24 protein-coding genes and 1 riboswitch are annotated in these 25019 nt (G+C 57.4%); of the genes, 17 read left to right on the top strand and 7 right to left on the bottom strand.

Features of this window, described 5'->3' with window-relative positions; translation table 11 throughout:
• The first annotated feature begins 545 nt into the window (after nt 1–545).
• From DQG13_RS11190 to DQG13_RS11120, 14 genes are all read left to right on the top strand, one after another.
• Complete coding sequence (locus DQG13_RS11190) at nt 546–1424, top strand: transposase (RefSeq protein ID WP_181592704.1); 879 nt, start codon at nt 546–548, stop codon at nt 1422–1424.
• Between the two features lie 817 nt (nt 1425–2241).
• Nucleotides 2242–2342, top strand: a riboswitch (TPP riboswitch).
• Between the two features lie 174 nt (nt 2343–2516).
• Nucleotides 2517–3149, top strand: a complete 633-nt coding sequence (locus DQG13_RS11180; protein ID WP_181592703.1) for a thiamine phosphate synthase — start codon at nt 2517–2519, stop codon at nt 3147–3149.
• Nucleotides 3146–3349 carry a sulfur carrier protein ThiS gene (gene thiS, locus DQG13_RS11175; RefSeq protein ID WP_113019832.1) on the top strand — a complete coding sequence of 68 codons (204 nt, stop codon included), beginning with the start codon at nt 3146–3148 and terminating at the stop codon, nt 3347–3349. Before DQG13_RS11180 ends, thiS begins: the two co-directional genes overlap by 4 nt.
• 37 nt (nt 3350–3386) lie before the next feature.
• Nucleotides 3387–4157, top strand: coding sequence for a thiazole synthase (locus tag DQG13_RS11170; RefSeq protein WP_113019831.1), 771 nt, complete (start codon nt 3387–3389; stop codon nt 4155–4157).
• 39 nt (nt 4158–4196) lie between these two features.
• Entirely contained in the window at nt 4197–5336 is a 1140-nt protein-coding gene (thiH, locus tag DQG13_RS11165; protein ID WP_113019830.1) for a 2-iminoacetate synthase ThiH, read from the top strand.
• 141 nt (nt 5337–5477) lie between these two features.
• Nucleotides 5478–5843: a winged helix-turn-helix transcriptional regulator gene (locus DQG13_RS11160; protein WP_113019829.1), complete on the top strand. Its 366-nt coding sequence runs from the start codon at nt 5478–5480 to the stop codon at nt 5841–5843.
• Between the two features lie 75 nt (nt 5844–5918).
• Nucleotides 5919–7019 (top strand): sporulation integral membrane protein YtvI, encoded by a 1101-nt coding sequence (gene ytvI, locus DQG13_RS11155; RefSeq protein WP_113019828.1) that lies wholly within the window; start codon nt 5919–5921, stop codon nt 7017–7019.
• A 27-nt stretch (nt 7020–7046) separates the two neighbouring features.
• Nucleotides 7047–7511, top strand: coding sequence for a GNAT family N-acetyltransferase (locus DQG13_RS11150; RefSeq protein ID WP_113019827.1), 465 nt, complete (start codon nt 7047–7049; stop codon nt 7509–7511).
• A gap of 203 nt (nt 7512–7714) precedes the next feature.
• Complete coding sequence (locus tag DQG13_RS11145) at nt 7715–8170, top strand: MarR family winged helix-turn-helix transcriptional regulator (RefSeq protein WP_113019826.1); 456 nt, start codon at nt 7715–7717, stop codon at nt 8168–8170.
• Entirely contained in the window at nt 8167–11298 is a 3132-nt protein-coding gene (locus DQG13_RS11140; RefSeq protein ID WP_113019825.1) for an MMPL family transporter, read from the top strand. Before DQG13_RS11145 ends, DQG13_RS11140 begins: the two co-directional genes overlap by 4 nt.
• A gap of 118 nt (nt 11299–11416) precedes the next feature.
• Entirely contained in the window at nt 11417–12055 is a 639-nt protein-coding gene (locus tag DQG13_RS11135; RefSeq protein WP_113019824.1) for a hypothetical protein, read from the top strand.
• Between the two features lie 88 nt (nt 12056–12143).
• The gene (locus DQG13_RS11130; protein ID WP_113019823.1) at nt 12144–12824 is read left to right on the top strand and encodes a response regulator transcription factor; all 681 of its coding nucleotides are present in this window, start codon (nt 12144–12146) and stop codon (nt 12822–12824) included.
• Nucleotides 12821–14155, top strand: a complete 1335-nt coding sequence (locus DQG13_RS11125; protein WP_113019822.1) for a sensor histidine kinase — start codon at nt 12821–12823, stop codon at nt 14153–14155. Before DQG13_RS11130 ends, DQG13_RS11125 begins: the two co-directional genes overlap by 4 nt.
• An 86-nt stretch (nt 14156–14241) precedes the next feature.
• Nucleotides 14242–14646: a DUF3054 domain-containing protein gene (locus DQG13_RS11120; RefSeq protein WP_113019821.1), complete on the top strand. Its 405-nt coding sequence runs from the start codon at nt 14242–14244 to the stop codon at nt 14644–14646.
• Nucleotides 14647–14748: 102 nt separating this feature from the next.
• Here the strand turns inward: DQG13_RS11120 and DQG13_RS11115 are convergent, their stop codons facing one another.
• Both DQG13_RS11115 and DQG13_RS11110 read right to left on the bottom strand, forming a co-directional pair.
• Nucleotides 14749–15981: a glycosyltransferase family 4 protein gene (locus DQG13_RS11115; RefSeq protein WP_113019820.1), complete on the bottom strand. Its 1233-nt coding sequence runs from the start codon at nt 15979–15981 to the stop codon at nt 14749–14751.
• Between the two features lie 227 nt (nt 15982–16208).
• A complete protein-coding gene (locus tag DQG13_RS11110) occupies nt 16209–17114 on the bottom strand; it encodes a M14 family metallopeptidase (protein ID WP_113019819.1) in 906 nt (301 codons plus the stop codon).
• A gap of 159 nt (nt 17115–17273) precedes the next feature.
• On the opposite strand from DQG13_RS11110, the gene DQG13_RS11105 reads away from it, so the two are divergent.
• Both DQG13_RS11105 and DQG13_RS11100 read left to right on the top strand, forming a co-directional pair.
• Nucleotides 17274–17657, top strand: coding sequence for a BlaI/MecI/CopY family transcriptional regulator (locus tag DQG13_RS11105; RefSeq protein WP_113019818.1), 384 nt, complete (start codon nt 17274–17276; stop codon nt 17655–17657).
• Entirely contained in the window at nt 17650–19707 is a 2058-nt protein-coding gene (locus DQG13_RS11100) for a M56 family metallopeptidase (RefSeq protein WP_113019817.1), read from the top strand. The genes DQG13_RS11105 and DQG13_RS11100 overlap by 8 nt, the downstream gene beginning before the upstream one ends.
• Before the next feature lie 83 nt (nt 19708–19790).
• Here DQG13_RS11100 and racE read toward each other — a convergent pair whose 3' ends face one another.
• The 3 genes from racE to DQG13_RS11085 form a co-directional block, all read right to left on the bottom strand.
• Nucleotides 19791–20606 (bottom strand): glutamate racemase, encoded by an 816-nt coding sequence (gene racE, locus DQG13_RS11095; RefSeq protein ID WP_113019816.1) that lies wholly within the window; start codon nt 20604–20606, stop codon nt 19791–19793.
• 115 nt (nt 20607–20721) lie between these two features.
• Complete coding sequence (locus DQG13_RS11090; RefSeq protein WP_113019815.1) at nt 20722–21729, bottom strand: polysaccharide deacetylase family protein; 1008 nt, start codon at nt 21727–21729, stop codon at nt 20722–20724.
• Nucleotides 21730–21811: 82 nt separating this feature from the next.
• Nucleotides 21812–22390, bottom strand: a complete 579-nt coding sequence (locus tag DQG13_RS11085; protein WP_258525625.1) for a CGNR zinc finger domain-containing protein — start codon at nt 22388–22390, stop codon at nt 21812–21814.
• Between the two features lie 172 nt (nt 22391–22562).
• Between DQG13_RS11085 and DQG13_RS11080 the strand changes: the two genes are divergently transcribed.
• Nucleotides 22563–23054, top strand: coding sequence for a DinB family protein (locus DQG13_RS11080; RefSeq protein ID WP_113019813.1), 492 nt, complete (start codon nt 22563–22565; stop codon nt 23052–23054).
• Nucleotides 23055–23132: 78 nt separating this feature from the next.
• Here the strand turns inward: DQG13_RS11080 and melA are convergent, their stop codons facing one another.
• Complete coding sequence (gene melA / locus DQG13_RS11075) at nt 23133–24431, bottom strand: alpha-glucosidase/alpha-galactosidase (protein ID WP_113019812.1); 1299 nt, start codon at nt 24429–24431, stop codon at nt 23133–23135.
• 103 nt (nt 24432–24534) lie between these two features.
• Nucleotides 24535–24987 carry a disulfide oxidoreductase gene (locus DQG13_RS11070; RefSeq protein ID WP_113019846.1) on the bottom strand — a complete coding sequence of 151 codons (453 nt, stop codon included), beginning with the start codon at nt 24985–24987 and terminating at the stop codon, nt 24535–24537.
• Nucleotides 24988–25019 lie beyond the last annotated feature (32 nt).

Here is a 25019-nt window from a genome sequence, read left to right as displayed (position 1 = left end):
ACACTCCCTCAGCCTTTCTTCCGCTTGCTTTTCTCCCCTGTTCTTCTATTCAGCCGCGTGGAACCTGGAGGGTTCCTTGACTTGACGGTTCCCTTTCCCTGCCCCGGACATCGTGAATTTACCCATTTTTTTACAGGGCGATATTGCCTGGTATCCATCCTGCTTCGCATATGCACACTATCCCATTGACTCAGGCTGTAGGTCCGTTTATCAAATAAGGTCCCGCTCTGACAAGTTGCAATCTGACAAGTTTCCAAATAGAGGGTTTGCAGGGAGGCCACAGCAAATTTTTATATGAAAATGCTGTGTACGGCGCACTTTCATTCGAGGGCTCCCCCAAAAGTACCCGGATTCCGCTTCGGAGCTTTTGTTCACTTTTGGGGGCTTGGTTTTGTTACACATCTGAAAACGGAACTCACGCTATTGAAAAGAGAACAAATGTTTGCTATAATAAAAATGAGAGCATACGTTCCCTTTATTCGTATTGTAGCCAGATAGCAGCTTTTGAGTCGGGGCGCCATTTATTCCGGATTGGAGCGGGTACAGTGATACAAGCGACGGAGTATTTTTCTGACGAAACAGATCTTTCAACGGAAGCAGCATGCGCTTCCTGCCTATATAGCTTGAAGTGGCCCAACGGGTTTGTCTGTCCCCAATGCCGCCATTCCCGGGCCTATACTATTACCAGCCGCAGGCTGCCTTTGTTCGAATGCGCCAACTGCCGCCTTCAGGTTTCTCTGACCACAGGCACCATTATGGAGGGCTCACGAACCTCATTGGTCAAATGGTTCGCCGCCATCCGCCTCATGTCCCGGCAGGACAGGGGAATCAGTGCTGCAGCTTTGTCCGGTTTGCTGAAGGTTACATATAAGACTGCTTGGACTATGCTGCACAGGATTCGTACAGTCATGGCCGAGGAGGAGCTGGCCGTTCCCCTGGAAGGGCGCGTGGCAATTCATGATGATTCCTACGCCCGTCCTTTGTACAACCCGTCCGTCATTCCCCATGCCCGGGAAACCCGGCTGATCGTAGGCGCTACCCTGTCAGAGGCGGGTGAGCCGGAGCGGATGACGGTCCAGACGATCAAACAAGAGCATCTCTACTATCAGCGCGTTACGCGAGAGGCAATCGAGTGGTTTAAAGAGTCACGCATGGACTGTAACGCCCGTCTGGTCTATTGCCCCATCAACTTCTATGTCTCTCCCCGCCACAAAAAAATCCTGCCCGTGATGAAGGATGCCCGGCAATGGCTGAACACCACCTTCCATGGCATTGGGAAGAAGTACCTGCAGACCTATTTGCTTGAATTCTGCTGCCGCGCCAACCTGGCTTTGGCCAGTATTCCGGCGTTTCCGGCCATTTGCCGAATTTGTGCCTCCTCCCCTGTTCCACACCGTTTCCCCCCCTTGCATTGGGCATCCTAAGGCAAGGCCATCTTCCTGCTATAAATCGGGCACTATAAAACTCCCCATGCCTCAATCGGTCCCCACTTCGTATTTGACCTGCGTTCTTGACCTTCGTGTTTGACCTTCGCGTTTGACCTTCTTGCTTGACTTGCGTTCTTCATCATGCCCGTTCCTCATAACCTTATTTTCCATTGCATGGACTGTTGCCGGATTGAACGGACTGTTCCTGAATTGTATGGATTGTTTCTGAATTGTATGGATTGTTTCTGAATTGTATGGATTGTTTCTGAAATTGCATCGATTGTTGCCGGTTGTTAAAGAAACGGCCTTCCTTGGTTCATGCGCCTTTCCTGAGCTGTTGGGATAGTGCCCACACACATGGACTGGTGGAGGGTCAGGGGCTGGCTGGTTCAAGGGCGATGTTGGCTGGTGTGGGGGCCGGGGGCTGACTGGTTCAAGGTCAGATGTTGGCTGGTGCGGGGTCGGGGGCTGGTGGTTCAAGGGCGATGTTGGTTGGAGCAGGGTCGGGGGATGGTTGGTTCAAGGGCGATGTTGGCTGGTAGAGGGTCGGAGGCTGGCTGGTTCAAGGGCGATGTTGGTTGGAGCAGGGCCGGGGGCTGGTTGGTTCAAGGGCGATTTTGACTGGTGGTGGGCTTGGTGTTGGCTGGTGGAGGGCCGGTGGGAGCGGGGAGGTTCGGCACTAAGGGGCCGCTCCTTGGGCCTAGCGTCTTCCCTGAGTTGTTGGGATAGTGTTCATATGGGGGCAAAAGGGGAACTTCCCCTTCCCTGCCGCGGAGCCATGTGTTATGATGAGTGCAGCAAAAGTGCATAACGCTATTCACACTAGGGGGGCCGCAAGGCTGAGACGGATGATACTCCGGACCCTTTGAACCTGATCTGGGCAATTCCAGCGTAGGGAAGTGGGAACGAGATTGGCCTATACCCGATACGTCACAGCGGCGGCAACGACAGCAGATGATGAATATGCTGCCCGGTTGCACCGCCCGCCGTCGGCAAGCCGATTCCACCGATTCCAAACTGTCCCTTTTCAGGGGACAGTTTTTTTATTTCCCGTTTTTTTATTTCCCGCAACAAAGAGAGGTGGCGGACATGATGGTTACACCGAAGCTGCATATGATCACTGGAGGAGACGGGGACAGTTTCGAGGCTTCTATTCACGCGGCTATACAGGCGGCTCCTTGGGTGGACTATATCCATCTTCGGAACAAAAGCGCCTCCGCCCGGCAACTGGAGGCTTGGGCGCAGCGCCTGCTGCAAGGGGCTGTTCCCCCGTCCAAGCTTATTATCAATGACCGGGTGGATGTGGCTCTGGCGGTGGGAGCCTGCGGCGTACAGCTTGCCTGGCACAGCCTGCGCCCTCAGACGGTGAAGCAGCGGTGGCCCCACCTTCTCGCAGGTGTATCGGTCCATTCTCCCCGGGAGGCGGCGGATGCCTTTGCAGCGGGGGCGGATTATGTACTTTTTGGCCATGTGTACGAATCCGCCAGCAAACCCGGATTGCCTGCCCGCGGCCTTCGTCTGTTGGAGGAAACCGTCCGGTTGGCCGGAGAGGGGCGGCCGGTTATTGCCTTGGGCGGGATTCTGCCCGTCCATGTCCCCGAGCTGCTCCGCAGCGGGGCCGCCGGTTTGGCAGTGCTCTCCGGTATCGGAGCTGCCGCTGACCCGGCCGAGGCCGCCCAGGAATACCGCGCGGCGGCTTTAAAAGGAGGTGATCCAACATGATGCTCACGATTAATGGCCGGGTCTTCAGCGCTCCCGAGGACTGCCGCTATATGGCCGATTTGCTTGCTTTGCCGGAATGGCGGCGGGCGATGGTGATTGTGGAGTTTAATGGAACGGTGCTGAACAGCCGGCAGTATGCCGAAACGGCGCTGACTGAAGGCGACCGCATTGAGATGATTCATGTTGTAGGCGGAGGATAACCCCTTCCCCAAATCCAAACAATGGGAGGAATTATACATGGAGGATTTATTTCATCTAGGCGGCCATGTTCTGTCCAGCCGTCTGTTCATCGGCACCGGCAAATACAGCCGCAATGCCCTTATTCCGGAGGTAGTAGCCAACTCCGGCGCCCAAGTGATTACCGTTGCCTTAAGACGGGTTGATCCCTCTTCGCCGGAAGAGAATATTCTCACCCATATTCCCAAGGACATGGTGCTATTGCCCAATACCTCCGGCGCCCGCACAGCGGAGGAAGCGGTGCGTATCGCCCGTTTGGCCAAGGCGGCGGGGATGGGCAACTGGATCAAGATTGAAGTGATTAATGATCAGAAGCATCTGCTCCCGGACAATGCGGAGACGGTGCGCGCCACGGAGATTCTGGCGGCGGAAGGGTTTGTGGTGCTCCCGTATATGAGCCCCGATCTGTCCGCGGCCGTGCGGATGCGCGATGCCGGAGCGGCCGCCGTGATGCCTCTGGGCTCTCCCATCGGGACCAACCGGGGAATCCGGACCAAGGAGCTCATCGGCATTTTGATCGAAGAGATGGATATTCCCGTTATTGTAGATGCCGGCATTGGCAGACCCTCCGAAGCGGCGGAAGCCATGGAGATGGGCGCCTCCGCTGTTCTGCTTAACACGGCCATTGCCACTGCCCGCGATCCCATGGTCATGGCGGCGGCTTTCCGCGACGCCGTCAGAGCCGGCCGCCAGGCTTATTTGGCTGGGCTTGGACCGGTGGCTGAAGCCGCCTCCGCCTCTTCACCGCTTACCGGCTTTCTGGGCGCCTGACGGCTGCCCTGCCGCAAACAATTCAAGGAGGTGCAGGCTATGAGCTTTACCCAAACGCTGGAACGTCTTGAACGCTATCCCTATGAAGAGCTATGGAAGGAGTTCGGCCCGCAGGATGTCCGCCGGGCTTTAGCCCGTGACCGGCTGGAGGAGCATGATCTTCTGGCGCTGCTGTCCCCTGCTGCTGGGCCTTTTTTGGAGCAAATGGCGCAAAAGGCTGAGCGGCTGACCCGGACTCATTTCGGATATGCCATGCAGTTGTTTACCCCTATGTATGTCTCGGACTTCTGCATCAATAAATGTACCTATTGCAGCTTCAGCGCTGACTTTGATTTTCCCCGCAAACGGCTTTCCATGGACCAGCTGCGCAAGGAAGCCGAAACCATCGCCGCCACAGGGCTGAAGCATGTGCTGATGCTGACCGGCGAATCCCGCCAGGCCACGCCGATGGACTATCTGGTGGATTGCGTCCATGTTCTGCGGGAGTTTTTCCCGTCGGTCAGCATCGAAATCTTCCCTCTCCGGACAGAGGAATACCGCCAGCTGGTGGAGGCGGGAGCCGACGGGCTGACCCTGTACCAGGAGGTCTACCACCGGGAGACGTACAGCCAAATCCACGTCAAGGGCCCCAAACGGGTATACCGCAACCGGCTGGAGGCGCCGGAGCGGGCCTGCCAAGCGGGCTTCCGGAATGTGAATATCGGAGCGCTGCTGGGGATGTATGAATGGCGGAGGGAGGCTTTTCATACCTGCGTACATGCCCGGTATCTCCAGGACAAATACCGGGAGTGCGAAATCAGCCTATCCGCTCCCCGGTTCCGTCCTTATTTGGGGGAATACGATCCCCAGTCCCTGGTTTCCGACAGTCATCTGGTGCAGATTCTGCTGGCCTACCGGCTGTTTATGCCCCGGGCCGGCATTACCCTGTCCACCCGTGAAAACGGGAAGCTGCGCGATCATCTGGTCCATCTGGGCATCACCAAAATGTCGGCGGGCGTCTCCACTGAGGTAGGCGGCCATACTGGAGGCGGTACGCCGCAATTTGAAATTTCCGATGACCGCAGCGTGGAGGACATCCGCAGTATGCTGTATCGGGCCGGCCTGCAGCCGGTATTCAAGGACTGGGATTGTCTGGCGGAGCCTGCCGCCCAAACCCAGGCACAGGCAGTCCGGCTGTAAGTAAGCTTCCGCCGAAAGCGCCCCTCCTTATAAGGAGGGGCGCCCTTTTTTTGGGAAAGGGACAAGGAAGTATTGCTTCTGCACTCTTCATTGTGTAAGGTGTAAATAGCCAAATACTTTTCGGACAAGGAGGGCCGTTATATGTGTCAACCCAAACTCGCGAAGGTTGCCCGCTCGAACATCAGCAATTATGTCCCGAAGCAGCCTGCGGTTATCGAATGCTCCATTGAGAAGACCTTGAACGTGATCGGCGGCAAATGGGCTTTTCTTGTGCTCCGGGAGCTGTTCTGCGGAACCAAACGCTTCGGCGAGCTGCAAAGAACCGTATCCGGCATCAGCCCCAAGGCGCTGACAGATACGCTGCGCCACCTGGAGGAGCAGGGTGTGCTGGAGCGCCACGCTTTTCCTACGGTACCGGTTACGGTAGAATACTGCCTTACCCCCAAGGGACATGACCTGCACCAAATTTTGAAGGAAATGAAGCTGTGGGCGGCCAAGTGGACCTAGCGAATGCGCTCTTGACCTTGCTGCGCGCGATTGTCCGGCTTGTCCATACTATCCGGGGAGGGGACCCGCCAAACCATGATGTCCTTTTATAAAAAATACTATAAAACGGCATTTGACATTGCCTTGATGATCTTCACCGTCTATCTGTTTATGCTGTTGTTCAGCTACCTGTACAAGATAGGCGCGCCTATTTTTTGGGCCCTCCTGATCTTCGCCGCCATCGAGCCGCTTGCGCGCTCCCTGAACCGGAAGGGCGTCAAAAAATCCCTGGCCACGGCCATCTCCCTGCTGCTGTTTATCATCATCATCCTGGCGATTCTCGTGGGGCTCAGCGCCATTCTGATTACCCAGCTGGACAATATTAAAGGCCTGATTCCCACCTTCAGCACCACCTTCCAGGATCAGGTGTACCAGAATATCAATGATCTGAAGCAGAGGTGGGATAATCTTCCTCCCGATTTGGCGGACCAGATCACCCAATATGCCTCCACTATGGCGAGATACATTTCCACCTTTACCACTGTTGTCCTGGGATGGCTGATGAGCAAGTTTACTTCGTTCACCAGCTTTCTGGCGAATTTCTTCATCGGTACCATTCTCGCCTATTTCCTGAGTGTGGAGATTGAAACCTGGAAGCGGATGGCCAGGGAGCATACGCCGGGTACCTTTAAGGTTGCTTTTAATTTTTTGCGGGAAAATGTCCTCCGGGGCATTGTTACCTATATCAAGTCCACCCTGAAGCTGGTGTCCATTACAGGGGTGCTGGTGTTTATCGGGCTTCTGCTGTTTAATGTGCGCAATGCGTTTTCGGTGGCCCTCTTGTGCGCCTTCTTCGATGTGCTGCCGCTGTTGGGCGTCTCCACCTTCTTCCTGCCGTGGATCGCGTATCTGCTCATCGTCGGCGAGACGGTTCTGGCCATCAAGATCTCCATTCTGACCGCCATTGTGCTGTTGGTCAGACAGATTCTGGAGCCCAAAATCACCGGAGACTCTCTGGGGGTTTCCGCTTTTACCATGCTGGCCTTCATGATCATCTCCCTCTCCCTGTTCGGGGTGGCCGGACTGATTCTGTCGCCGGTGCTGATTATTACCATTAAAGCCCTGAATGAGCAGGGATATTTGAAGCGCTGGATACGCAAGCCGGAGGATGAGTACCAGCCGGAATATATCGATTGACCATTTTGGCCAAAAGGAGCTTCTGCCATGCAAATCCGTCCCTTCCTGATGGAGGACTACCACCGGACTTATGAATTATGGAGCCGTACCCCAGGCATGGGGCTGAGCGACTCCGACAGTGAGGATGGCATCCGCCGCTTCCTGGAGCGGAATCCAGGCTTAAGCTTTGTGGCCGAGGACGAAGCCGGCGGGGTGCAAGGAACTGTGCTGGCCGGCCATGACGGCCGCCGCGGCTTTCTCTATCATCTTGCGGTGGGCCCCGCCTTCCGGGGGCAAGGGCTCGGAGGCAGGCTGGTCCGGTCGGCGCTGGAGGCTCTGCGCAGCCAGAATATTGTGAAGTGCCACATCATGGTGCTGGATCACAATGAGCTGGGACAGGCTTTCTGGAGCGGGCAGGGCTGGCTCAGGCGGGATAATATTCTGCTATATTCCCAAGACCTGGCTGATGACGGAGCCAACGGCTGTTCTCCCGCTTCCGCCTGCACCTGCTGAATTGACCGACAAGACGGACCACCTGGGGTGGCCCGTTTTTTTGTTCGGCAAAAGCGCGTCCGGGCATACTGTTCTTGCAGCCCGTTGACAGCAGCACAGCAGTTTTTTATAATTACTCAAGTGAATAGTTCATGCGTTGAATTATATGGTCAAGCTGCGGCCGCCGTCAGAAAGTGGTTCGCAACTTTTTAAGGAGGTTCGATATGGAGTCCAATAAACTTGATGCCCTTATTTCCCGGTACGAGGATGTTTACCTGTTTGCCACCCGGATGATTGCGTCCATTGTGGCCGAGCTGGTTCAGGAAATGACCATGGAGCAATATTTCGCCGTCCGTTTCCTGACGAAGCACGGCCCTTGTCCGGCCTCACGGCTGGCTGAAGCCTGCGGGGTGAACCGGAGCGCGGTTACCGCTATGGTAGACCGTCTGGTCATCAAGGGATATGTGGCCCGAATCCGGGACGAAGGGGACCGGAGAGTGGTCTATCTGCAAACCACGGAAGCCGGCCAGGCGGTCTATCATGCCACTCAGGAAAAAATCCGGCAGTTTGTGGAATTCTACCTGCAGCAGCTGGAGGAGGAGGAAGCAGAGGCGTTCATCCGGATATATGAAAAAATCAGCACAATTATTTCCAAGACCACTGGAGGGGAACAGGCATGAGGATGATTTTGAAGAGCCGTTGGCTCATTATTGTGATTTGGATCGCAGGCCTCGCGGCCCTGATGATGACAGCTCCCAACATGGCCAATCTGGTGCGTGAAAAAGGCGGCATTGCCCTTCCCGACGGCTACCCTTCCGTCTTGGCTGCGGAGATGCAGGAGCGCCATCAGACCAAGGACCCCAATGAGCTGTCCATTATCGCTGTGTTCCATAATGCCGCAGGACTGACTTCGGCCGACAAGGAAGCCATCGGCGCCACTCTCCGCCAGCTTAAGGATTCGGCCCAGAGCTTAGGCATAACCGGCGTCATGTCGGCTTTCGACAGCAAAGAGTTGGAGTCCCAAATGGCGGCCAAGGACAACAAAACCATGATCGCCATGGTGGATGTGAAACAGAACGGCCGGGACATGGCCGAAATCCGCGAGGCTTTGCAAAAGCCCATGGAAAATCTGACGGTGGAGCATTATTTGACCGGCTCCCAGCTGATTGACGAGGATGTGGTGATCAGCTCGGAAAAAGGCTTGCAGCGCACGGAGCTGATCACGGTATTTTTCATTCTGATCGTACTGGTGCTGGTGTTCCGCTCGGTGGTGGCTCCCCTGATCCCCCTGGTTACGGTGGGCATGACCTATCTGGCCAGCCAGTCCATCGTCGCCTTCCTGGTGGATCAGCTGAACTTCCCCATCTCCAACTTTACGCAAATTTTTCTGGTGGCGGTGCTGTTCGGCATCGGCACGGATTACTGCATCCTCCTGCTCAGCCGGTTTAAGGAGGAGCTGACCCATAACCCGGGGCAGGTCCATGAAGCCATCATCAAAACCTATTCCACTGCCGGGCGGACCGTAATCTTCAGCGGCTTGGCCGCATTGGTGGGCTTCTCCACCATCGGTCTGGCCAGCTTCAAGCTTTATCAATCCGCTACTGCCGTAGCCATCGGCGTTGCCGTGCTGCTGGCGGCCCTGTTTACCATCGTGCCCTTCTTTATGGCTCTGTTGGGCTCGCGGCTGTTCTGGCCGTCCAAGCGCACCAACGAGCATCCGGAAAGCCGGATGTGGGCGGCCACCGGCAGCTTTTCCCTGCGCAAGCCCTGGGCAGCGCTGCTGCTGGCGGCAGTCATCGTTGTGCCTCTTCTGCTCAGCTACAAGGGCACCCTGTCCTTTAATTCCCTGAACGAAATCGGCAACAACTATGACTCCGTCAAGGGCTTTAACCTAGTCTCCGACAGCTTCGGCCCCGGCGAGGCCATGACCACCAAGGTAGTGCTGGAGAGCGATAAGGCCCTGGACAATGAAGAAGCCTTCGGCGTCATCGAAAAGATTTCCCGGGAGCTGCTCCGGGCTCCTGGCGTAGCCAAGGTACGCAGTCTCACCCGCCCTCTTGGGGAGGAAATGTCCGAATTCGCCGTAGCCAGCCAGGCCAAAACCGTCAGCGACGGACTGGGCCAGGGCAGCGCAGGGCTGGAGACCATCAAGAACGGATTGGCGGAGGCCTCCAAATCCCTAAGCGGGTCTGCGCCTCAGATGGCCCAGGCCACCGACGGCATCAACCAGCTGGTGGACGGCACCGGCAAGCTGAAAACCGGTGTGGAGGAGCTGCAAAGCGGGCTCACTCAGATTGAGCAGGGCGTCCGCAGCGGCGCCGTTGGCGCAGGGGATCTGGCGAAAGGGATTGCCGCCCTGGAGACAAGCGCCCAGCAGCTGGCCGACAGCGGCAAACAATTGCTGGCGGGTTATGAAACCGCCAAAACCGGGCTGGGCCAGCTTACCGGCATGTACAATGCCGCGCAGGCCAGCCTGAAGGATTCGGCTGCGGCACTGGCCGCCCTGGAGACCCGCTTTGCCGCGCTGGACGGCAAATTCCCGGGACTGGCCGAGGATGGCGACTTCACCGCCATCCGCCAAACCGTGGCCCAAGCCGCCAAGGGGATCGGCGAGCTGGAGGCCGGGCTGGGCCAGCTCACCGCCCAGCTGAACAATGTCCAGACCGGCCTGGTGACGGCCAATACCGGTCTGTCGCAGCTTGTTGCCGGCCAATCCGGCGTCGCCGGCGGCATCAAGCAGCTGGGCCAAGGGGCTGCCAGCTTGGAGACCGGGCTGACCGCCGCCGCCAACGGCCAAAGCCAGGCGGTGGCTAACCTGCCGGCCATCCAAGCCGGGCTGACCCAGTTGGCCCAAGGCCAGGGCGAGCTGGCGGGCGGCTTCTCATCCGTAGGCGGGCAGCTGCAGCAGCTGGTCAGCGGCCTGGACCAAAGCGTCGGCGGCATCGGCCAGGTGCAAACCGGCCTTGCCGCCGCCCAGGCCTATCTGAACGAGCTGGCCGCCGCCCAGGACAGGGAAACCTCCGGCTGGTTCTTCCCCAAGGAAGCGGCGGAGAACCCGCAATTCCAGCAGGTGCTGGCCACCTACCTGTCTCCGGACAAGAAGCTTGCCAGCTTCGAGCTGGTGCTGGCCTCCAATCCGTATGAATCCGAGGCCATGGGCTCGGTGGACGGCATCCGCGAGGCCGCGGAAAAGGCCATTCAAGGCACCGCTCTGGAAGGCAGCCAAATCGGCATAAGCGGAGTCACATCGGTGTACCATGACCTGGACAACATGTCCAGCTCCGACTACAAGCGTACGGTGGTGCTCATGCTGTGCGGCATCACGCTGATTCTCATTATCCTGCTGCGCTCACTGGTGATGCCCATCTACCTGATCGCATCCCTGGCGGTTTGCTACTTCTCGTCCCTGGCGGTCAACGAGCTGATCTTCGTCCGCATTCTGGGCCATACGGGAACCAGCTGGGCCATTCCCTTCTTCGGCTTTGTGATGCTGATGGCGCTGGGCGTGGATTACAGCATCTTCCTCATGGACCGGTTCAATGAGCACAAGGATGATGAAACCGCCGAGTCCGCCATTCTCACCGCCATGAAAAAAATGGGCACCGTCATCGTCTCCGCCGTGATCATTCTGGCCGGCACCTTCGCCGCCATGTACCCGTCCGGCGTTATGTCCCTCTTGCAGATTGCCACAGTGGTGCTGGCCGGATTGTTCCTGTACGCCTTGCTGTTCCTGCAATTTGTGGTGCCGGTTATGGTGAAGCTGTTCGGCAGAGGCAACTGGTGGCCGTTTATGCCCAAGCGCAAGTAAGGGACGGAATGCCCTCCCACAATTTCACATCATTGGGCCATATTCATGCGGTTTTTCTCCGGTAAAGTAGTCCTTGCAAGGGGAGGCGTCCCCTCCCCCAAAACAAGGAGGGATTCACATGAAGCTCTGGAAGCAAGGTTTGATCGCGCTTGGCATCTCCGCATTGGCCCTGCCGGTGGCCGCATTCGCTGCGGACAGCAATCCCCCGGCAGCCTCCATCAATGCCAACAAGGCAATCCGGGAATCGGCCGGAATCGGCGTTCATAAAGAGATGTATTACACCCTGCTGTCCGAAAAATATTCCCCTGCCGACACGGAGCAATGGAAAGCCGCCTTAGCCGAGCGGGACCGCCTTCTGGAGGAACTGAAGGCGCTGAAGCCGACCCTTGAGCAAAAAGCCGCCATCAAGGAGAACCGCTCCGGCGAGCTGGGGCGGCTGCTTCAGGAGCGCAAAGCCGGTACTTTGGACAAGGAGGCGCTGCAGGCCAAAATCCAAGAGCTGAAGGACGGCTGGCAGGGGCTCAAGGCATTGAAGACCGAGGAGTGGGATAGCGCTTTGACCGCCCGGAAGGAGCTGCAAAAATCCTTCACCGAGGCTGTTGAATCAGGCGATGCCGCGGCCATCGGCGCCGCTCTGCCCAAGCTGCTGGCGCAGACGCAGCAGGAAAATGCGGCTTTGGCCGAATTGACGGCCAAGCTGCAGGCGGGGCTGCAAAAAGCGGCACCTGCCCCATCCCCTTCCGCCGCACAGCAATAACGGCTTGGCCCTCCGGCTTCCGATGGAAGCGGAGGGCTTTTTGCGGTATGATGAACCCAAACCATGGACAAAAACGGAGACGGATGAGATGAGCTATCTGATTTATCTGGCCGAGGACGAGCCCAGCCTGAACCAGGTGCTGGCTGCGTACCTGGCCCGGGAGGGCTGGCAGGTGGAGGCCTTCGCCGACGGGGAGGCGGCCAGGCAGGCTATCGGCGGGAAGCCCCATTTGTGGATTCTGGACATTATGCTGCCCGGTGTGGACGGATATCAGCTGATCAAGGAAATCAAGCAGGATGATCCCGCGGTTCCCGTTATCTTTATATCGGCCCGGGATGCGGATCTGGACCGGATTATGGGCCTGGAGATGGGCAGCGACGACTATTTGCCCAAGCCGTTTTTGCCCCGGGAGCTGGTCATCCGCACGAAGAAGCTGCTGGAGCGGGTTTACCGCACAAGCGGGAGCGGCCTTGCTTCTTCCCCTATTTACCGTCTGGCCCCCTACACTCTGGATTTGGCAGGCCGGGCGCTGCGCAATCAGGGGGAGCTGATTGACCTGACCTCCAAGGAATTCGACCTTCTGGCTCTGTTCTTCTCCCGCCCTGGACAGGCCTTCACCCGGGAGCAGCTGCTGCATCATATTTGGGGCAGCGATTATTTCGGCTCCGACCGGGTGGTGGACGACCTGATCCGGCGGGTCCGGCGGAAGCTGCCCGAGCTTAGGCTGGAGACCCTGTACGGCCATGGCTACAGGCTGGTGCGGCCATGAAAAACCGGCCGCTTGCCTTTCAGATCTGGGCGGGGCTGGTGGTCCTGACTACAGCCATTCTGCTCTTGGTGTTTCTCTTGATGCCTGTCATTTTGAACCGCTATGTGTCCCGGGAAATCTATGCCTCCATCGAGAGTGAGCAGGAGGTTGGCATCCGCAGAGGAGAAAGCGGCCTGGCCGATCCGAATTTGGCGGAACGGCAGATTGAGCAGCAGGACAAACGGACGGTGAAAACCTTTCTGCTTCTGGTCAATGGCCAGCAGGTTGTGTCGTTGCGGAATATCCCCGCCGTTCTTCTGGAGGATGCGCGCAAGCAGTCGGCTGCCCAAACCGCCGCTACAGGCCGGTACAAGGTGAATGTGGACGGGGAGCGGCTGTTCTATGTGATCCGCCAGATAAAGATTCTGAACCGGCAGATGACGGTGGTGTCCTACATGTGGGACACCTATTACCACAACCTGATGAAAGGCATGATGCGCCAGCTGGTATGGCTGTCGGCGGCGGTGCTCTGCTTGAGCCTGTTGCCTGCCGTCTGGCTGTCCCGCTCCCTTTCCCGGCCGCTGGTGGTGTTAAGCGAATTTGTGAAGGGCATCGCCAGACGCCAGTGGAATGAGCCTCTTGCCATGGAGCGCAGAGACGAGATTGGCCAGTTGGCCGACTCTATCGAGATTATGCGGGACCGGCTGAAGCGGCAGGACGATTACCAGCAGACCATGCTCCAGCATGTTTCCCATGAATTAAAAACGCCGGTGATGGTGATCCGCAGCTATGCCCAATCCATGGAGGACGGGATTTATCCCAAGGGCGATCTGGAGGGCTCGGTGCGTGTCATCGGCCAGGAGTCGGAGCGTCTGGAGAAGCTTGTCCGGAAGCTGCTTTATCTGACCAAGCTGGACTATGTGTCGGCTGAGCCTGCGCAGCATCAAACCTTCCGCCTGGACCAGACGGCCCGGAATGTGCTGGAGAAGCTCCGTTGGCAGCGCCCTGAGCTGACATATGAGACCGGCTTCGCCCCCGTTACTGTGGTTGGAGACGAGGAGCAGTGGATCATTGCAGTGGAGAATCTGCTGGATAACCAGATCCGTTATGCCAACAGCAGGGTCACTCTCCGGGTGGAGGCCCCTTCCTCGCTCCTGCTGGGCAATGACGGTCCTCCCCTGCCTGCCGGGCTGGCGGAGCAGGCCTTCAGCCCCTTCAGGAGCGGGCCGGGCGGACAGTTCGGTCTGGGCCTGACCATTGTCAAACGGATTGCCGAGCTTCACCAGGCCAAGCTGCACGCGGGCAATACGGCCGGAGGCGTGGAATTCCGGCTCGACTTTCCGGCTCCTTGATTTCAGGCTCAAGGTATTGGTCCTTGCGCAATTTATGGTATAATGGTTTGAAGTAAGTCGTACTAACGCGTAGGAGACGTAGAACCATGACGAAACGTTTTGAAAACCAGTATTTCATCTTCGGCGCCCTGCTGCTGGGTGTGGGAGACATACTGGCGCTGCTTTTGTTTACCTTCTTCGGCACCATGGAGCATCAGATGGATTCGGGCTTTGCGGAAATTTGGATGATCACTCTGCCATTCATCGTAGCCTGGATTCTGGCGGGACTCGTGACAGGGGCTTACCGCAGCAAAGCGTACTCCACCATGCCGCAGGCTGTTTGCCACACCCTGAAAAATGCCGTTCTTGCCGTACCCGCAGCCCTTCTTTTGCGCTGGCTGGCTGCGGACAAGCCTCCCGGCTGGACCTTCGGGCTGGTGGCCTTCTTTTTCGTGCTGCTGTTTATGACGCTGTGGCGTTGGGCATACACCTGGCTGGTCCGCAACATTTAAACCGTTCCCCCAAAAAGAAGGCATCTACCCTATTTTTTGAGGGGGATGTCTTCTTTTTCGTTCTTATTGGGGGTGGCTTGACTATCAGGGCACCCTGACTTTTCACACAGTTCGCTGATGTTCGCATATTGGTTGTAAGCAATGCGCTTCCTCCTTGCCAAACGCAAACGCATAGCTGTTTTTTTGCAGCAGCGTTTCTTCATAAAGCGCCGCTGCCCTCCGCGCAAAGGTCTCAGCGGAAAAAGGCACTGTGGAACGCACGGCTGCCGTGGACATGCCCTGCAGGAGGGTATCGCTGGACAAGGCTACCTCCAAGGCGCTGAGGAAACCGGCCTGATCCGCAAATGCAAAACCGTTCACGCCTTCAGACAGCACATGGTCCAGGCAGGGGTCCGTTTTCGCGATCAGGGGCAGTCCCGCGGCAAGAGCTTCAATGAAGGTTAACCCCTGCGTTTCGCTCTGCGAGGCGCTGACAAACACATCCCCCAGCTGATAATAAAGGCCGATCTGATCCCACGGCTTCTCTCCCGCAAAAATAACCTGGCTTCCAATCCCAAGGGATTGGGTCAGGGATTGCAGATTTTTTCTGTCCGGGCCGTCTCCGACCAGAAGAAATTTGACGTTGGGATGCCGGGGCAAATACTCCTTAAGGCCGTGAAGGACCTCCGCAATGTTCTTTTCCTGGGAGACTCTCCCGATATAGAGAAGAACCTTGTCCGTATCCGCGAGCCCATATTCCGCTCTTAACGCCGTTACTTCATCGGTGCCGTATCTGGCAGTGGCGAATTTGCCCAGCTCAATGCCGGTGGGAATCACTGCGATTCTGTTCCTCACGCCGTATACCCGAAGCATTTCTTCCACCTTTTCCGTGGGAGCGATTACCGTATCCGCCGTATTGCAAACGTGGCGGCTCAATTTCCGGGCAAGGGTTTTGGCGGCGGAATCAAGAGTGCCGATCTTTGCGATGTAGTGGGTGAAGTGCTCATAAATGGTGTGCATGGTATGGACGGTTGGGATACCCAGTTCATTTGCTATCGTCCGCCCAAAAATCCCGAGGGAAAACTCCGTGTGGGTGTGAATCAAATCAAGCTGCAGCGTTCTGATTTCCCTTGCGATTCCCGGATGATAGAACAATCCAAGCCGTCTTACGCCGGCAAAGGGAATGCTGGGCAGCCGGTATACATTGCGTTCATCTGCTGGCGCCTCCGGGTCGGTGGTGGTAAATATATAGATGGTATGCCCCAGCTTCTCCAGGTTTTCCTTCAGCATCAAAACGGAGGTCGCCACTCCATTGATCTGCGGATAGTAGGTGTCGGTGAAAAGCCCTATGTTCATCGTTTGCTCCTCCTCACTTCTCTTCGTATTGCTCCTCCACCCGTTCATCAAAATTTCTATAGTTCAAGCATACAGGCAGAATGGCGACTGCAAAACCATCCCGGGATGTGTTGTTGATTCCGGCTTAAGGCGGACTTCGAAACTGGACCCAGGTCGGAATAACTTGCCAAAAAGAAAAAGAACAGTTTTACCGTAACAGGTAAAATTGTTCTTTTTGCGGTGCGTCCTTATCCCCGCTCCTTCATGCCCTCTACCATAATCGCCGACACCTCTTGGTACATGGAGCCGAACTGGCTTAGGGGAAGCGGATTCACTCCGAAGCCTGCCTCCACTGTAAAGCCCGGCTTGCCGAACTCCTGGATGAACCAGTCCTTGTAGCCGGCGTCGCTGCCCTCCAGCTTTACCGGAATATAGCCGCTGGCTTTGCGGAAGCGCTCCGCCCAAACAATGGATTCCGCCGGCTCCAGATCCCGGTAGTTCCAATAAATTTCCCTGCCCTGGGTGTGAAAAGCAATGAGAAGCTGAAAGCTGCGGCCGGCCGTAAACCGGGCCAATGCAATCGCCTCCGGCTCCGTTAGCGGCGCTTCCCCGGTATAATCCCGCGGCCCCGGTCCGGCTGCATCCCGGCGGGCTTTTTCCTTTTCCCAGTAGGCCGGAAACTGGTCGTTTAAGTCGATGCCGTTGGCATTGGCTTTCCAGCTTTGAAAATCGGTCCTGCCCCCGTTCCACTCCAGAAGCCGCTCCGCCACGGACGGCTCTGCGGGCAGCCCCCGGATCACCAGCTCCGCACCGTCCGGGTTCATCTGCGGCGTAATCCACAGGCTGACCTTATCCAGAAGTCCTCTCACCTGGACCCCCTGGATCTTCCCATCCTGCACCTCCGCCTCCGCTAGCTCCTCCAAAAAGACCATCAAAAAAAGCGACGTAATCCATTCATTGGCATGCATGCCGCCGCTGTAATGGATTTCTCTGGAGCCGCGTCCGATCTGGAAAGCCCCCAGCTCCCGGTCCAGCACACTGCGCCCGATCTTCTCGTATTGAATAAACGGATACCGCTCCAACAGACTGGCGGCGGCGGCTTCATACTCTTTCCACCCGAACGGCTCCCCCGGATTTACTGCGCGAGGCGCCATGGGACCATCCCCTCTCCATATGCTGTGTGGTAAGAGGTATATGGGGACATCCTGCAAAACATTCCCCCAATTGAAAAACTCCCTGGGGTTGACGCAACCGGTCTACAAATGTAAACTAAAGTAATCTACAGTTGTAAACCGATTATTGGAGGTGATCCCATGTCATTATCCGAAAAAATTTCGCCCGCCGAGCTGGAGGTGATGCAGATTCTCTGGGAGCACAGCTCTCCGGTTTCGTCCACTGAAATCCGCCGCAGGCTGCAAAGCGCCAAGGGCTGGGAGAAGTCCACCATTCTGACCCTGATCAGACGGCTGTTGGAAAAAGGGGTGATTTCCGCGGAAAAGCGGGAGGTGCTGTATTACTCCGCCAATGTGGCCGAGAAGGCATACGCCGACGCCCAAACGGAGGAAATCGTAAAAAGGCTGTATCAGGGCAGCGCCAAAAATATGGTGGCCTCCCTTTACCAAGGGGGACACTTGACAGAGAAGGACATCCGGGAGCTGAAGGAGCTGTTCCAGGTGGAGGGCGGGATGAATGAATAATCTCTTTCTGAACTGGCTCTCCCTGTCCGTTTCCGGAACAATCCTGGCTCTTGCCCTTCTGGCGGCTTCCCCCTGGTTCCGCGGGCGAATCTCCTATTCATGGCAGCATGGGATATGGCTGATGGTCATCCTGCGCCTCCTGCTCCCGGCAGCCCCGCAGCTCAATGGAATGACCGCCTTGGCCAATGGCGTCTCCGCCGTCTGGCAGGCGGCTGCGCCTGGGCTGAAGGAGCATCCATCCCTTCCCGTTGTCCCTGCTCCGGGCCCGGCGGCCCCGCCGATTGCAGTTGGGGATGCGGAGCCCGCCGCTCCCCGCGGAGAAGCGGGACAACCGGCAAGCCAGCCGGCTGCTGAAGCTGCACCGGATAAAGCCGCAGCAGCCGGCTCATGGGATTGGTCCGCGCTTTTGGGCATCCTTCAGACATGCTGGCTTGCCGGAGCAGCAGGTTTGCTGGCCTGGAAAATCTTCGGCTATCTCCGGTTCAGACGGTTCATCCTGCAAGACAGCCGGCTTGAAACAGACCCAGCCGTGTCGGAGGTACTGAACCTATGCCGGGAGGAGTTGGGCATCCGCGAGTCCATTCCCGTTTACCGCAGCCCCGCTGTCCTTACGCCAATGCTGATGGGTCTTCGCCGTCCTGCTGTGCTGCTTCCCGAGGGAACATTGGACAGCCGGGAGCTAAGATATATGTTCCTGCATGAGCTGACCCATTGCCAAAGGATGGATCTGCCCGTCAAATGGCTGGTGCAGCTTGCCGTTTGCCTGCATTGGTTCAATCCGGCCGTGTACAGGATTGCACGGCGCATGGACCGCCTTTGCGAGCTTGCCTGCGACGAATCGGTGATCCGCCGCATGAGCCCGGCAGATAAACAGAGGTACGGCGAAACCCTTATCGCCCTGGCCGCCTCCCCCGGCCGCCAGCCCTCCGCCATGCTGGGAAGCTTGAGCCGGGAGGGCCGGGAGCTGAAGGAGCGCCTGGTCTCCATCATGAAATCGGGAGCGCGGAAAAACTCCGCGCGGCTGGGAGCCCTGCTGCTGGTTGCGGCGGCTGCCGTAGCTTTTTTTGCCGGGTATCTGAAGCAGCCGGAAATCAGCTCCTACACTTACGACTTTGCCCAGTTCAAGATCCATGAGGTGCAGCTGGGGGAGCGGTTTGCAGATATCGATACTTCCCAGTTCTTCGAGGCGGATGAGGCCACAAAGCAAAGCCTAAGCGAAAAATACCAGTACATGGCAGAGCAAATTATGCTGCAAATCCGGTCCGACGGCAGGATAACCGGCATCCATGGAAATGTGTATGAGAGCGGATTTGTCCTGCCCTATTTCATTATGGAGGGGGCCGAAATCAGTCCGGGCCGCGTCATGACCTCCATGTCCCAGGTGGCGGATCTTCTCGGCGATCCCCGCCGGACCTGGTATGACCGGGGGCAGCAGTTGAAATCGGCCCGTTATGAGGATGCAGCCAACGGCATCGCTGTTACCTTCGTATATTCCGCCGCCGATGACCGGCTGGTTTGGGTGCTGAGCGAATATACCGCCGCCTCTGCCCCCGAGGGAATCCGCTCCATCTATCCGCTGGAGAAAATAGCCGGCAACCGGACGGCTTATGTGGGCGACGCCAGCCGGGTCTCCCAGATTGCAGGGCGACTCCCCACGCCCCACCGGAATTTCGCGCAGCGGTTTATGGCGCTGGAAACCTCTCAAGAGCCCTACGGGCTGACCCTTTATTATGAAGCGGCCAATCCCGCCTCCAGCGGGCCCGCAGGCAATCACGGTATCCCGTTGAATGATCCTGCAGCCCGGTTTGGCAAGGTGATGCGCAGCAATGCGCTGGTGCTGTTCGGCATGATCGGCAATCTGGACCATGCCACCTTCTCCTTCCGCCCGGATATGTCCGGCAATGAGCTGGATCAGAAGGCCTATCCCGTCTCCTACACCTTCTACAGAGCGGACTTTGCCCGTTATGGCGACCTGACGGAGCTGTCCTACGATTTGGACCGGCTGGAGGAGCTTTTGCTGGATGGGATCGAAGGGAGCCCCGGACCTTAAGCAACAAAAAAATGCAAAGGCTTAAACGCCCTTGCATTTTTTTTGTGTTTGCGGAGCGGCTTACGCCCGCCCTCCGGCAGGCGTTAGGGGCTGGCCATTTGAATGACCGGCATATCCACCTGGACCACCGGAACGGGAAAGCCCAGCCACGCTTCGGCGATTCTGCGGAACAGAGCGGGAGAGCCGCTGCAAAAAAAACGGTGCCGGGGCTTGATCCGGCTGCGGTTCTCCAGATTGTGCGAATACAGGAGTGTGCTGATTTCCCGCGCCGTCTCGTCTGCGGAATTGATCAGGGTCACGGATTGGCCCATACATTCGGCGATGAAGGGGCGCAAAAACGGATAATGGGTGCAGCCCAGAATCAGGCAGTCCAGCGCCAAACCCCGCAGAGGCGTCAGCGCTTCACACACGGCCAGACGCGCCTCCTCCGTCTGGTAGCGGCCTTCCTCCACCAGCGGGACAAAGGTGGGACAAGCCAGGCTGACTACGTCGATATCCGGGGCAATTCGCCGGAGAGCTTCTTCATACGCGCCGCTGCGGATGGTTCCCGTAGTGCCGATAACGCCGACGGACCGGGTTCTGGAGTGTTTGATAGCCGCTCTTGCTCCCGGCTGGATGACGCCCACAACCGGTACGGCGATGGAGGACTGAAGCGGCGCAAGAGCTGCCGCAGTTGCCGTGTTGCAGGCCAGCACGATCATTTTCGGACGGTAAAGCAGCAGAAAATCAACGATTTGCCTGGTGAACATCAATACCTCACCGGGTGTTCGGGGGCCGTACGGGGCACGGGCCGTATCGCCGAAGTACAGGATTTCCTCCTTGGGCAATTGGCGCATGATCTCGCTGGCCACCGTCAATCCCCCTACACCCGAATCCAATACCGCTATGGCCTGCTGCACGGATACACGCATCCTTTGCCTATAAGGTGAGTTTACAGCGTTATAACCCTTCTTCAGGATATGAACGCACCCGCCAAAAGGTACCGTATAAACGCATAGACAAGCTCCACAGGGATCACTGCGCCAGCTCGTCCAGAGTGGCAAAGGTATACCCGGCTTCTTTCACACCCTTGATGATCCGGTCCAGCGCCTCGATGTTCTCCTCGGAGCCCTGGTGCATCAGAATAATGTTGCCGTCATGCAGTCCGTTCATAATGTCGTTGTAGGGCTCCTCCGCTCCGCCTGCCCGGGGCTCCCAGTCCCGCATGGCAGTGGACCAGAACACGGAGGTGTAGCCTTTTTCACTCACCAGATCCAAGAGTCTCATGTTGTACTTGCCGTATGGGAAGCGGAAAAACTGCGCCACCGGCTGGCCGGTTGTCTCCTTCACCAGCGCGGCGAAGTCATCGATCTCCTTCATGGCCGCCTCTTCGGAAATCTCCGTCATATCCTTGTGTGTCATGGTATGATTGCCGATGGTATGCCCCTCCTCCACCACTTTTTTGGCGAAATCGGGATAGGCCTTCACATTGTAGCCCACCAGGAAGAAGGTGACCTTGACCTCGTTGTCCTTGAGGATTTGCAGCAGCTTGTCCGGCTCGCCCATGGGGCCGCCGGTGTCAAAGGTCAGATACACCTTCTTGCCGCTTCCCACCCATACGGCTTTTTTGTTGGGGGACAAATCCTTGACTTCGACCGGGAAGCCGGGAACCTGGTGGTCCTTCTTCTTCATGTAATACCAGGAATAGGCCTTGGTGTCGCTGCCGGCTTTGGCCGCAGGGGCGGAGGCAGCGGACTTGGCCGTTGCGGACGGCGAAGGCGCCTGGGTGGCGGCCGCGCTGGGCGAAGGCGAAGCAGCGGGAGCCGAAGGCGAAACTGTGGCCGCCTCAGTTGGCGCCGCCGATGGCGAAGCGGAAGCGGCTGTGGCGGTTGCGGCGGTCGCAGCTGACGCCGCTGCCGTGGGCAGGGTCGAGGCCGCTATGGAGGCCTGCGGGGCCGCCTGATCCTCCGAGCAGGCGGCCAGTGCGAAAGCGGCCAGCAATAATGCAGTTGCGGTAAGGACCGTATAGCGGGCCTTGGTCATAAAAGGGCTTCCTCCTGTCTCTTGGGGTTATATCCTACCCATTCGACATGCTCCGAGGAAATTCCTGTTTATCGGACCCATTTCATGGTGCATCCGGCTTCCGCTTGGCCCGGAAACGGCGGACCTTCATCAGATTGCCGCACATGGTATCGTCGCAGAAGCGTTTGGTTCTGCTGCGGGTTTCATCATAGAACACCCATAAGCAGTCGGGATTATCGCAAATCCGGATGCGGCCGGGTTCATTCCGGGCCAGCATCCTGGCGAAGGAAGCCGCCACGGCCCCCTTCACCTCCGCCCAGCCCTGCCCCGGCCGCTCCTCCTCCAGCCGGTAACGGCCGCGGGATTCATTGCCGCTTCCGCCGTCGGGAGCTTCCAACTGAAGCCGGAAGACCACTGGGGACGCGGCCATATAGCCGTTGAGCTTGTCCAGCTCCCCCGGCGTAAGGGCTTCCCCGCGGATCAGCCGCTCCGTTAGCAGCCTGAGCCAGCTCCGCAGCTCCCGCAGCTCCTCCAGTTCTTGAGCTGACGGGGGGACGGGAGCGGACAGCTTCCACGTGCCCAGCAGACGGTTGACCATATCTGCCCGCTCCAGACGGTCCTCGTCCTTCCCCGTTCCTCTCCAGTCATGATAATCCGTATTGAGAAAATCCAGCCATAGCATATCCAAACCCCTTCATCCTCTCTATCTTTCGGGCTTGCAGGAATGTTTTCCCTGTGGTACAGTAAAAGAGCCCAAGTAACCACCTTATTTAAATTAGGGGGTTACAAACAAATATCAGTTGACCTCTTTATTTTCCACTATACCAATTCAAAAGCCGAGGAGGAAATGATTTATGTCCACAAACCGGATGTCCATTTTTCTTGCCTTACGGGATCAAAGCTGGAACGCGGAGGGCGGCTGGTGCGTTACGCTGGAATCCGCTCTGAAGGGGACGACGGCGGCGCAGTCCGTATGGAAGCCGCCTTCAGGCGGGAACAGCATCCGCCAGCTGGCCAACCACCTGAATTTTTACAATGAGCGGCTGGCCGTCAAGCTGGAGGGGGCCCCTTTTGAGACCTCCGTCAAAACCAATCTGGATACCTTCGGGAACAATCCGGAGGCCGACGAGGCGGATTGGCAGGCATGTCTGAAGCGTACGGAGGAGATTGCCGCCAGACTGCGCAAGGCTCTGGGGACCCTGACGGATGAGGATTTGAGCCGTCCCTTCGATGGCCAGCCTCTGGAGGATCATCTTGTCGGGTGGATTCCCCATGATCTGTTCCATACCGGCCAGATTGTCCAGCTGCGGAGAATGCAGGAGGCCTGGACCATCCAGTTCGATTAATCCCAAAAACCCCTGATCCGCTCCAACGGGCGGTCAGGGGTTTTTACGTTCCCGCCGCAGACGCGGCGTTCATATTCTTTACTTGAAGGCAGGCAGCCAGTCGCCGTGGGCGGCGATCAGGTCATCGCACATGGCGACGATATCATCGATGGACAGCTCGGCGGAGGTGTGCGGGTCCAGGAGAGCCGCATGATAGATATGCTCCTTTTTGAGGGTCCGGGCCGCCTCAAGGGTCAGCAGTTGGGTATTGATGTTGGTCCGGTTCAGAGCAGCCAGCTGCGGCGGCAGATCGCCTACATAGGTAGGTGTGATGCCGCTTTTGTCCACCAGGCAGGGAACCTCTACGCAGGCTTCCTTGGGCAGGTTGGGAATCAGCCCCGTGTTGATCACATTGCCGCCGATTTTGTAGGGCTGGTCGGTTTCCATGGCTTCCAGGATGAAGGAGGCATATTCCCGGGAACGGCAATGCTCCAGATTCTTGTTGTTGACCATTTCCGCCCGCATGGTTTTCCACTTCTCAATCTGGTTGACGCACCGGCGCGGGTACTCATCCAGCGGAATGTTGAATCGTTCGATCAGCTCCGGATAGTTGCGCTTGATGAAATACGGATGGTACTCCGCATTATGCTCGGAGGATTCGGTAATATAATAGCCGAAGCGCAGCATCATTTCGTAACGGACCATATCCTTGTGGCTTGTTTTCTGCTTCTCGCGGGCCCGGGCCTTGATCTCGGGATACAGATCCTTGCCGTCCTTCGTTACCTCCAGCAGCCACGCCATGTGGTTGATGCCGGCAATTTTCCACTGCACGCCCGCATCGTCCATCTCCAGATCGCGGAACAGGTGGGGCACGCACACCTGCACGCTATGGCACAGGCCAACCGATTTGATGCCGCCCATGGTAATCATCGCATTGGTAAGCACCGCCATGGGGTTGGTGTAGTTCAGGAACCACGCGTCCGGACAAACCTCCCGCATATCCGCGGCAAAATCCATCATCACCGGAATGGTGCGCAGGTTGCGGAAAATCCCCCCGATGCCCAGCGTATCGGCAATGGTCTGGCGCAGGCCGTACTTTTTGGGAATCTCGAAGTCGGTCACCGTACAGGGCTCATAGCCGCCCACCTGAATGGCGTTGACCACATACTTGGCTCCCCGGAGGGCTTCCTTGCGGTCGGTATACGCTTTCACCCGGCAGCCGCTGTTCACCGTCTTTTTCAGATTCAGCAGCATGTTCTCCGAATCCTTCAGTCTTTCCAGATCGATATCGAACAAAGCCAGCTCAAAATCCTGCAAAGCCGGGGTCAGCATACAATCCCCCAGTACATTCTTGGCAAATACTGTGCTGCCTGCACCCAGAAACGTAATTTTGGACATGTGAATAAACACCCTCCAGATGGAAAAATAGGCTCCGGCCGGTAGCCTTTACAGGTCTACTATACCGCAGCCGAAGCCTTTTCACTATGGAAGGAAGCCACTTCTACATGGAGAAATGTAGTCCATCGCTGTTGCGCACAGCCCGGCGCAGAAGGAAGCAAATAACGGTAATGAGCACAAAAGCCGTCAGCGCCATGAACGGAATGGTAATAAAGCCGAACCAGTTGATGTAATCGAAGTCGCAGGGATTCTCCTGGCAGAAGCTGGAGGCGGCCTTGAACCAGTCGGTTTTGATATACAGGTAGTGGTAGAGGGAGACCAAGCCCCCCGGGATGCTCAGCGCCAGCACATAGGTGGTGATCTTGTTGTCCCGCTTGAGGGCGGCGATGCCCAGCAGAATAACCAGCGGGTACATAAAAATCCGCTGAATCCAGCAGAGCTTGCACGGATTGTACCCCAGAATTTCCGATAAATAGAGACTGCCCAGAGTGGCCACCAGCGCGACTACCCATGCCAGCTGAAGCCCGTTATTTTTCCAGAAGCGATTCACAGGTATTCCTCCTTCAATGTCAATCGAGTCTTGATTTC

It is taken from the genome of Paenibacillus sp. YN15 (assembly GCF_003285005.1).
Taxonomy (GTDB): domain Bacteria; phylum Bacillota; class Bacilli; order Paenibacillales; family NBRC-103111; genus Paenibacillus_AR.
Note: the sequence above shows the minus strand (reverse complement) of the source record. Positions and strands in the feature narration are given on the sequence as shown.